This is a genomic window from Aminivibrio sp. (assembly GCF_016756745.1).
Taxonomy (GTDB): domain Bacteria; phylum Synergistota; class Synergistia; order Synergistales; family Aminobacteriaceae; genus Aminivibrio.
The window spans coordinates 1-6330 of sequence record NZ_JAESIH010000091.1 but is presented as its reverse complement, the minus strand read 5'-3'; the positions used below and the strand labels follow the sequence as shown (position 1 = coordinate 6330).

The window sequence follows — 6330 nt, the reverse complement described above, 5'->3', positions numbered from 1 at the left end:
TTACGACTCCGAAATGCCGGAACAGGCCCTCCCTTACCACCTGCACCTGCACGGGCTTGACCACTTCGCCGATCTCGTCGAAGCCGCCTATGATGCCGGTGAGACCGTTATAGTCCTTCACGGCGGCTATGGCGTCCCGGACCTTTTTGCCGTCGGTGCTCCCCGCCGTCTTTATTCCGTCCATGATGATCATGAAAGCGTCGTAGACGGAGGCACCCACCATGTCGGGCTCGAACTTGTGGCGATTACGGAATTCCGCCAGGAAATCCTGCACCACGGGGCGGGGATCGTCCCGGTCGAAGTTGGTAACGATGTAGAACCCTTCAGCGGCGTCTCCGGCGATCTCCATGAGCTTCGGGGAGTCGGCGCCTTCCTCGCCGAGAATCTTGGACTGGATTCCCAGTTCCCTGGCCTGGCGAAGGAGCGGCCCGGTCTGGAAGTAATAGCCGCTGGCGAAGATCACGTCAGGGTTGAGTTCCTTGATTTTCGAGAGATAGGGCTTGTAGTCCTTCTCGGAGAAGGGGTAGGCCTGCTCGCTGACAATTTTGAGATCGGGGGCGAACGTGGAGACATACTCCTTGAAACCTTCCGCGAGAGTCCTGCCGAAGTCGTTGTCGCTGGTCAGAAGAGCCACCGTCTTTCCGCCGAGAAGCTTGTGGGCGGTGTACCCGGCCGCCTTCCCCTCCACCATGCCCAGGAAGCCGTTCCGGAAGCAGAAGTCTCCGGCCCGGGTCACGTCGGGGTGAATGGCGTAGCCCGCCACGAGGGGAATCCCCTCCTCCTGGAAGATGGGGGCCACGGCCCGAGTGGGAAGGCTGTAGGAGCCGGCCACGAAGGCCGCTATTTTATCCTGCTCGATAAGCTTGTGGGCAAGGGCGACCGCTTCCTTGGCATCGGCCCTGTCGTCGTAGTAGACCAGTTCCACCTGTTTGCCCAGGACGCCTCCCGCCGCGTTGACCTGGTCGAGGGCGATCTGGACCGAATAGAGAGCGCTCGTGCCGTCGGCCGCCGCCGGGCCGGTCAGGGGAACGAGCATACCGATTTTCACCGTGTCCGCGGCTATGCCCGCGGACGAGACAAGAAGCACCGCGCACAGAGCAAGTATTGCCGTTTTCAGAATACGCATTTTTTTCACCTCCGAAAATTTGAGTGTGCCGTTCTCTTCTCCCGGGACAGGCTATCCTGTCCCGTACAGCCGTTTTTCGCTACAGGCCGAGGTAGGCCTCCCGGACCCCGGGATTCTTGAGAAGCTCTTCCGACGGGCCTTCGAGAACGATCCTGCCCGTCTCGAGGACGTAGGACCTCGAGGAAATGCCCAGGGAGGCCAGGGCGTTCTGCTCCACCAGCAGGATGGTCAGGCCGTGGTCCCGGTTGAGCATGGAAAGCACCTCGAAAACTTTGTCCACCAGCATGGGCATAAGCCCCATGGAAACCTCGTCCACCAGGAGCAGCTTCGGGTCGGCGATGAGCGCCCTGGAGATAGCCAGCATCTGCTGCTCCCCTCCGGAAAGAGTGGAGGCGAGCTGGGATTTCCGCTCCTCCAGCACGGGAAAGAGGGAGTAGATCCAGGCGAGTTTGGCGGCGAGATCGATGATGTGTCTCATGCCGAAGCACCCGGTGAGGAGATTTTCGTACACGGACAGCCTGGGAAAGACCCGGGCCCGCTCAGGAACGATGCGGATGCCGCTCCGGGCCCGTTCGTGGACCGGCATTGAGGTGACATCCTTCCCGGAGAAGGTTACCGATCCGCCCTTCGCGGGGACGATCCCCATGATGCAGTTCAGCAGGGAGCTTTTCCCGGCCCCGTTGGCGCCGATGACGGAGACGAGCTCCCCCTCCGCCACGGACAGGGAGATGCCCTCCAGGGCGTGGATGTCCCCATAGAAGACCTGGAGATCCCGCAGTTCAAGAAGCATAGGAGGATGCCCCCTTCCCGAGGTAAGCTTCCACGACCAGGGGGTCGGACCGGATAGCTTCCGGCTTCCCCTCGGCGAGCAGCCTGCCGTGGTCGAGGACCACGAGTCGGTCGGAGAGCCCCATGGCCACTTTCATGTTGTGTTCTATGAGGAGGACGGAAATCCCCCTGGCCCGCACCCCGAGCACCAGCTTCGAGAGCAGGCTCACCTCCTCGTGGCGCAGGCCGGAGAAGGTCTCGTCCAGCAGCAGGAGCTTCGGCTTCAGGGCCAGAGCCCGGGCCAGCTCAAGGCGCCTCTGGTTCCCCAGGGGAAGCTGTCCGGAAGGCGTTCCGGCGAGATGGGCGATGCCCGCCTCCTCCAGGATCTCCATGGCCTCGTTTCTGGAGGACTTCGTGTCCCAGGGGCCGAGGGAGGAGAAGACGCTCCCGTAGCGTTTCAGGCCCAGGGCCACCTGGACGTTGTTCAGCACTGACAGGGTGGAGAAGGGCTTCACCACCTGGAAGGTCCGCCCCACTCCCAGAGCGGCCATGCGGTAGGGGGGAAATCCGGCGGTGGAGACGCCTTCAAGCACGATATCCCCCTTCGTGGGGGCGTAGACGCCGGAGATGAGGTTAAAGCAGGTGGTCTTTCCCGCGCCGTTGGGGCCTATGAGCCCCAGTATCTCCCCCCTGGCGAGGGAGAAGGAGACGTCGTCCACGGCCTTCAGGCCGCCGAAACTGCGCGAAACGCCTTCGAGGCGGAGCAGAATGTCATCCATGGGTCGAATCCCTCCCCGGGCGGAACAGCCGCCGCAGAAGGCTGCCCTCGCCGAGGAGCCCCGCAGGCTGGAAACGGATCATGAGCAGCAGAATGGCGGCGTTGAGCAGCATGCGGTAGTCGATCAGGGGGCGGAAGACCTCGGGCAGGACGCCGAGGATCAGGGCGCCGAACACGGGGCCCCAAAGGGTGCCTATTCCCCCCAGGACCACCATGGACATCATGGAAACCGAGAGGGTGAAGCCGAAGTCCGTGGCGCTGATGAACCGCATGAGGTGAGCGTAGAGAGCTCCGCCCAATCCCGCCATGGCCGTCCCGAGGACGAAGGCCAGCAGCTTGAAACGGATGGGGGACACCCCCATGCTGGAAGCCGCCGTCTCCTCCTCCCGGAGGGCGAAGCAGGCGAGGCCCCCCCAGCTCCTGGTGAACCGCCGGGAGATAAACAGCACCGCAGCCAGGAATACGAGGCAGAGGTACAGGAAATTCGGCCCCCGGAGCCTCGTGCCGAGGAAGGTGATGCTCGGTATTCCTCCCAGTCCGAGGGCTCCTCCGAAGAAGGGAACGTACAGGAAGACGGATTCCACGATGAAATTGATGCCGATGGTGGTCACCGCCAGGAAGTCCTCCCGGAGCCGGAGGCTCGGCATGCCGAGCACCAGGCCGATGGCGCCCGTGAGAAGGATCACCAGCGGCAGGGCTGTCCAGAAGGTGAGACCGGCCTTCGTGGTGAGCAGTGCGGAGGCGTAGGCCCCTATGCCGAAAAATGCGGCGTGGCCGAGGGAAATCTGCCCGGCGTACCCCACGATGACGTTGAGGCCGCAGGCCACTATGGCCTGGATGGCGATGAAGGTCAGGATGGTGATGGAATAGTCGTTCACGGAATCCCCTCCCTTACCTGTTGCCCAAGAGTCCCTGGGGCCGCCAGAGGAGCACGGCGATCATGGCGATGAACGCCAGGGAATCCCTCGGCAGGGGGATGTTGGCATACCCGATGAGCAGCGTCTCCCCAACGCCGAGAAGCAGGGAGGCGAGCACCGCGCCCGGCAGGGACCCGAGGCCCCCGACCACGATGAGGGCGAGACATTTATAGGCGGGCACGGCCCCCATGGTAGGGTAGACCTGGTTGAAGTAGATCCCCACGAGGATGCCGGCCACCGCGGCCACCGCCGAACCGAGGACGAAGGTCATGCTGATGGTGTAAGAGCTGTTGATACCCATGGCTCCCGCTATTTCCCGATCCTGGGACGTGGCCCGCATGGCGAGGCCGAGCTCCGTTTTCGTCACGACGAACCAGAGGATCAGCAGCACCGCCGCGCTGACGGCATAGATGGAGATGATGGCGGGGGAGATGACCACGCCCCGGACGGTGATCCCGGGAAAGGGAAACTCGGCGGGAAAGGAGAGAATATACGGGCCGCCCAGGAGGCGGAAGATCTCCTCCAGGCCGAGAAAGACGGCGATGCTTCCGATGAGGGGCACAAAGGGCGGGTACTTCAGCAGGGGGGTGTAAATCATCCGCTCGATGGCAACTCCAAGGACGGCGCAGGCCGCCATGGCCGCCGGCACCGCCGGGAGCAGGCTGCCCGTGAGCGAAAATACGTACAGTCCGACATAGGCGCCCGCTGTGTACACGGCCGCATGGGCCACGTGAAGTATGCGCATGACGCCGTAAACCAGGGCAAGGCCGAGGGTGATGAGGGAATAGATCGCCCCCATGGCGACGCCGTTGAGCAACTGCTCGAAGAAGAGCTGCATGGCCGGTAAAACCTCCCCGCGGGAATGGCATCGAAAAAATATAAAAAAACGGTATTTATCTCTATCGGGTTCTAGTCAGGCATCGTCATTCTAGCACGTTCTCCGCCCCGTAGAAAACGGGGGGAATAAAATTCAAAATCCGCAGGCAGCGGGGAAAACTGAGGATTCAGGCGAAAATTTTTCCTGTTCAGTGTTCCCTGCCGCCGGAGATCTTCACGTCATCGCCTGTGGTGACCACGGCCTCGAGGGCTGCCTCGAGGGCTGCGGCAATGGTGGCGGCCGACATGGACGGGACGCTGTCCTTTTTCGCCGCCTGCTCCGGAAGATAGGGAACGTGGATAAACCCTGCTTTCACCGGCAGGCCTTTTTTTGCGGCGGCGTTCAGCACGCCGTAGAGCACGTGGTTGCACACGAAGGTCCCCGCCGTGTTGGACACCTTTGCGGGAATGCCCCGGGAGCGGATCCGCTCCGTCATGGCCTTCACCGGAAGGGTGGCGAAATGGGCCGCGGGCCCGTCGGGATCGATGGGCACATCGATGGGGCGGTTGCCCTCGTTGTCAGGGATCCGGGCATCGTCAACGTTGATGCCGACCCGCTCCACGGTGATTTCGAAGCGCCCGCCGGCCTGGCCGACCATGAGGATCCGGTCGGCGCCGGTCTCCTCCGCCCGTTTCACGATTGCCTCGATGGACTTGTGGAACACCGTGGGAATCTCCAGGATGTCCACGTCAGCCCCGGCTATTGTCCGGGGCAGGAGCTTCACCGCCTCGAAGGCGGGATTGACCGGCTCGTCCCCGAAGGGGTCGAAGCCCGTGACAAGCACTTTCATGATGGAATCCTCCTTCAGGCTGCCGGCCGTCATTCGTCCGGCGTTTTTTCTATCCGCCGATCTTGAAAAGGTCGCCCAGGGTGACTCCCGTGGGCCGCTCCTGGTCCCGGATGGTCCGCATGGCCGCCTGAAGGGTGGTCCGGATCTGGTCCGGGCTGTAGGAGGGGGGGAAGTAGAGGGCCGCCGAATCGTCATGCCCTCCTCCCCGCACCTTTTTTCCGTCCCGGAGCATGCCGACGACCTTGCCCGCCATCTCGCTCCGGCTGCGGAGGGAAACGGCCCATTCCCCTGAGAACCGCTTCGCCGCCACGGCCACCAGGAGGGGAGGTTCCGCCATGCGGTCCAGCACGAGACCGCCGAAATCGGACACATCGCCGAACTCGAGGATTCCCGGCTCCACGAAGGCCAGGTCTCCCGAGCCCTTCCCCATTTTTTCCACCGCGAGGGCGAATCGCTTTTCCTGTTTTTCCACGAAATCCTCCCCGGCGGCCCGCTCGTAGGGAGCGAGGGAGGGGTCCGGGTTTTCCGCCAGCCTTGCCAGGAGGCTATAGGGACCGCAGAGGGTGATGAGGGCCTGCCAAAGGCGGCTGTCGGGGTTTTCGTTAATCCAGAGATCCCGGTCGTTGGCAAGCTCCACCAGGGGAGCGAGCCGCTCCAATCCCTGGGCTCCCCTGCCGAGGAGCCAGCGGTAATAGACCTTCGCCGCACAGAAGGCCGTATCCACCACAGCCCAGGGACGGCCTCCGTACCGGGCCGCCGTGGTTTCGTGATGGTCGAAGAGAAAGGGGTCTTCCCCTTCGGAATGGTGCCGGTCGAGGGCATCCACGGTCCGGCTGTCCTGGCAGAAAAGGTCCGCCACCAGGAAATCCTGGCCGGCGGAGACGCTTTCCAGGATCAGACCATCCACCGACCCGTACCCGGCGAGGGAGACCTTCAGTGGGCGCTCCCCCCGCCACCGGTGCCACGCAACCGCTGCTGCGGCGATGCCGTCCAGGTCAGTATGACTTATTACGTGAAGAAGGGAAGAACTCATGTCTCTTTCTCCTCCGAAATAACCAAGGTGAGTTTCTCATC

General features: G+C 63.0%; 7 protein-coding genes. All 7 read right to left on the bottom strand.

All coding sequences use genetic code 11. The features are described 5' to 3' along the window. The coding region (locus JMJ95_RS13660; RefSeq protein ID WP_290686431.1) for an ABC transporter substrate-binding protein at positions 1-1126 on the bottom strand (1126 nt) is incomplete at its 3' end. Between the two features lie 79 nt (positions 1127-1205). Continuing rightward, positions 1206-1916, bottom strand: coding sequence for an ABC transporter ATP-binding protein (locus JMJ95_RS13655; RefSeq protein WP_290686429.1), 711 nt, complete (start codon positions 1914-1916; stop codon positions 1206-1208). Further along, positions 1906-2673: an ABC transporter ATP-binding protein gene (locus JMJ95_RS13650; RefSeq protein WP_290686427.1), complete on the bottom strand. Its 768-nt coding sequence runs from the start codon at positions 2671-2673 to the stop codon at positions 1906-1908. Before JMJ95_RS13650 ends, JMJ95_RS13655 begins: the two co-directional genes overlap by 11 nt. After that, positions 2666-3550 carry a branched-chain amino acid ABC transporter permease gene (locus tag JMJ95_RS13645; RefSeq protein ID WP_290686425.1) on the bottom strand — a complete coding sequence of 295 codons (885 nt, stop codon included), beginning with the start codon at positions 3548-3550 and terminating at the stop codon, positions 2666-2668. The genes JMJ95_RS13650 and JMJ95_RS13645 overlap by 8 nt, the downstream gene beginning before the upstream one ends. Positions 3551-3563: 13 nt before the next feature. Continuing rightward, positions 3564-4427, bottom strand: a complete 864-nt coding sequence (locus tag JMJ95_RS13640; RefSeq protein ID WP_290686423.1) for a branched-chain amino acid ABC transporter permease — start codon at positions 4425-4427, stop codon at positions 3564-3566. A 187-nt stretch (positions 4428-4614) separates the two neighbouring features. Continuing rightward, positions 4615-5256 (bottom strand): pyroglutamyl-peptidase I, encoded by a 642-nt coding sequence (gene pcp, locus JMJ95_RS13635; protein ID WP_290686421.1) that lies wholly within the window; start codon positions 5254-5256, stop codon positions 4615-4617. A 49-nt stretch (positions 5257-5305) separates the two neighbouring features. Then, positions 5306-6289 carry a phosphohydrolase gene (locus JMJ95_RS13630; protein WP_290686419.1) on the bottom strand — a complete coding sequence of 328 codons (984 nt, stop codon included), beginning with the start codon at positions 6287-6289 and terminating at the stop codon, positions 5306-5308. Positions 6290-6330 lie beyond the last annotated feature (41 nt).

Excerpts from the sequence above, each read along its gene's own strand:
- JMJ95_RS13640 (WP_290686423.1), bottom strand. The coding sequence starts at position 4,427 with ATGCAGCTCTTCTTCGAGCAGTTGCTCAACGGCGTCGCCATGGGGGCG.
- JMJ95_RS13655 (WP_290686429.1), bottom strand. The coding sequence starts at position 1,916 with ATGCTTCTTGAACTGCGGGATCTCCAGGTCTTCTATGGGGACATCCAC.
- pcp (WP_290686421.1), bottom strand. The coding sequence starts at position 5,256 with ATGAAAGTGCTTGTCACGGGCTTCGACCCCTTCGGGGACGAGCCGGTC.
- JMJ95_RS13630 (WP_290686419.1), bottom strand. The coding sequence starts at position 6,289 with ATGAGTTCTTCCCTTCTTCACGTAATAAGTCATACTGACCTGGACGGC.
- JMJ95_RS13650 (WP_290686427.1), bottom strand. The coding sequence starts at position 2,673 with ATGGATGACATTCTGCTCCGCCTCGAAGGCGTTTCGCGCAGTTTCGGC.